We start from the raw sequence: 2,134 nt of genomic DNA, 5'->3' as shown, positions 1-2,134 counted from the left end.
CCGCGCCGCCGCGTCGGAGATGAGGATCTGCCGGGTGGAGAGGTTCTTGGCCGGCAAGCTGGACATCAACCTCCCGGGGAGGCCGGCGGGCGCCCCCGCTCGCCGCCCGGCGGCGGAGCCATGGGCTCCAGGGAGCGGACGACGCCGATCTCCTCGATGCTCTCCAGCTGCACCTGCACGCCGACCCGCTCGGGCGTCCGCTGCACCACCCGCGACCCTTCTTCGACGATCCGCGCGTCGCGGGGCAGCTGGCGGCGGATCCGGGCGACGGCCTCGGCGCGGGCCGCGCGCTCGGCGGCCGGCGTGTCACGCCGCCGGAGCACCATAGTTGTTTCATTATACCGTACGCGCTGGAGGCTCACCGGGAGCCAGAGCCCGTGCCACTGCTCGGGCCAGACCGTCTCCACCCGCCGGCTGTAGCGTGCGAAGGGCGGCCGCTGCCACCAGGGCGGCCAGGGCAGCTCGAGGCGCAGCCCCGCCAGGCCCAGCTGCCAGCGACTGAAGGAGCGCCCGGTGGGGACATCCGCCGGGTAGACCAGGGGCGCCTCGGCGTAGGCGCTGTACCAGACCCGCCCGAGGACGCTGCCCTGGGCGCGCACCCAGAGGAAGCCCTCCTCCCCGCCTCCCTCGCGCGCCAGCGGAACCTGGCCGCTGATCAGAACCTGGCCCGCCTCCACGATCTCGCCCGCCTTCACCTCGGCTCTCCCCCGCACCGTCTCCACGCGCACCACCAGCGCGTCCCGGCGAGCGACGATGTCGGCCGGCCCCGGGGGCGCGGCGGGGGGCGCGGGGTGCGTCTCCACCACCTGGACCACGGCCAGCGAGCCCTGCAGGCGGACGCTGGCCCAGGCGACGTCCGGCAGGGCGCGATGGAGCGCCGCCGCCACGCCGGCCGGGTCGAGCGCGGGCCGGAAGGCCCCGGGCCGCAGGCCCTCGCGCGCCAGGACCGCCAGGATGGCCTGGCGCGGCACCCTCTGGTTTCCCCGCACCTGCACGAACCAGACGAAGTTGGAAAGGGTGAAGAGGACGAGGAGCGCCAGAAACGCCCCCGCCACCCAACCGCGCCGGGCCAGCAGGCGGCGCGCCAGAAAGGGCGCCCCCCGCCGCTCGCGGATCCTCACCCGGACCCCCGTCCCGCGCGCCAGGCGGCGGAGCGCCCCCAGGTCGGCCAGGCGCAGGAGGAGCTCCAGCCCCTCCCCCTCCCGCGCCGGCCCGAGCCCCCAGAGGACGACGCCCTCGGCGGCCAGCCGGTTGACCAGCCGTTCCGGCCGCCGGCCCGCCAGCGTCAGCCGGAGGAAGCCCTGCAGCCAGAGCGCCAGTCTCAGCCCCACGCCCCGCCCCTCCCCCCGCGCGCGCCGCCCCTGCCGCCGCTCTGCCGTCCGCCCCGGGCGGCACCGGCCTCCCGGCGTCCCCGGGGCGGCGGCGGGGGCGACGCCTCCCAGGCGAGCGAGGCGATCCTCCCGGCGATGGTCAGACGCTCCCGGTCCATCCTGCGCACCACCAGCTCCTCCCCGCGCACCTGGAGGAGGCCGGCGCCGGTGGCGACGCGCACCTCGTCCGGGGCGTAGCGGACGAGACCGCGGTGGTTCTCCACGGCGAGCATCACCTGACCGATCAGCGTCAGGCGGGGCAGGTCGAGGAGCGTGTCGTCCGGCAGCTCGAGCCACTCGTCGAGGGCGCCCGCCAGCCCGCCGGGCCGCTCCGGCAAGGGCCTCCCTCCTCCCCCGGGGAGAATCTATGGACGTGGTGACGGGCATAGAAGAGGGCGCCGGCCCGTGGCCGGCGCCCTCTCCTCTCGCAACCTCGGCTGGCGGCCTTGCCGCGGAAGGGCGCGGCGGCCCTGCCGCCGCTCCCGCACCGCCTATCCGTGCTTCCGCCGTGCCGCCTTGGACTTCTTCTTCTTCCGCACGCTGGGCTTGTCGTAGTACTCGTGGCGACGCGCGTCCGCCAGGACGCCGCTCTTCTGGCAGACCTTGCGGAACCGGCGGAGGGTTGCGTCCAGCGACTCGTTCTCGCCCCGAACCACCTGGGCCATCTGCTCCCCTCCTTCCGGCCGCGGCGGAGGGCGGGCGTCGGGGCCTCCGACGGGCCCCGTCCCGCGGCGCCCTCGCTACCTTCCGGTAGGCTTGATTAT

The 2,134-nt window shown here is 76.0% G+C and carries 3 protein-coding genes; all 3 read right to left on the bottom strand.

Features of this window, described 5'->3' with window-relative positions:
- Positions 1-65: 65 nt before the first annotated feature.
- The 3 genes from yqfD to rpsU all read right to left on the bottom strand — a co-directional run bounded on the left by yqfD (position 66) and on the right by rpsU (position 2,035).
- Positions 66-1,331, bottom strand: coding sequence for a sporulation protein YqfD (gene yqfD / locus K6U79_11620; GenBank protein MCL6523002.1), 1,266 nt, complete (start codon positions 1,329-1,331; stop codon positions 66-68).
- The gene (yqfC, locus tag K6U79_11615) at positions 1,322-1,708 is read right to left on the bottom strand and encodes a sporulation protein YqfC (GenBank protein ID MCL6523001.1); all 387 of its coding nucleotides are present in this window, start codon (positions 1,706-1,708) and stop codon (positions 1,322-1,324) included. Before yqfC ends, yqfD begins: the two co-directional genes overlap by 10 nt.
- Positions 1,709-1,861: 153 nt before the next feature.
- Positions 1,862-2,035 carry a 30S ribosomal protein S21 gene (rpsU, locus tag K6U79_11610; GenBank protein MCL6523000.1) on the bottom strand — a complete coding sequence of 58 codons (174 nt, stop codon included), beginning with the start codon at positions 2,033-2,035 and terminating at the stop codon, positions 1,862-1,864.
- Positions 2,036-2,134 lie beyond the last annotated feature (99 nt).

Source organism: Bacillota bacterium, from assembly GCA_023511835.1.
Lineage (GTDB): Bacteria > Bacillota > Sulfobacillia > JAIMAT01 > JAIMAT01 > JAIMAT01.
The sequence above is the reverse complement of the archived record's forward strand: the minus strand, read 5'-3'. Positions and strand labels throughout refer to the sequence as shown.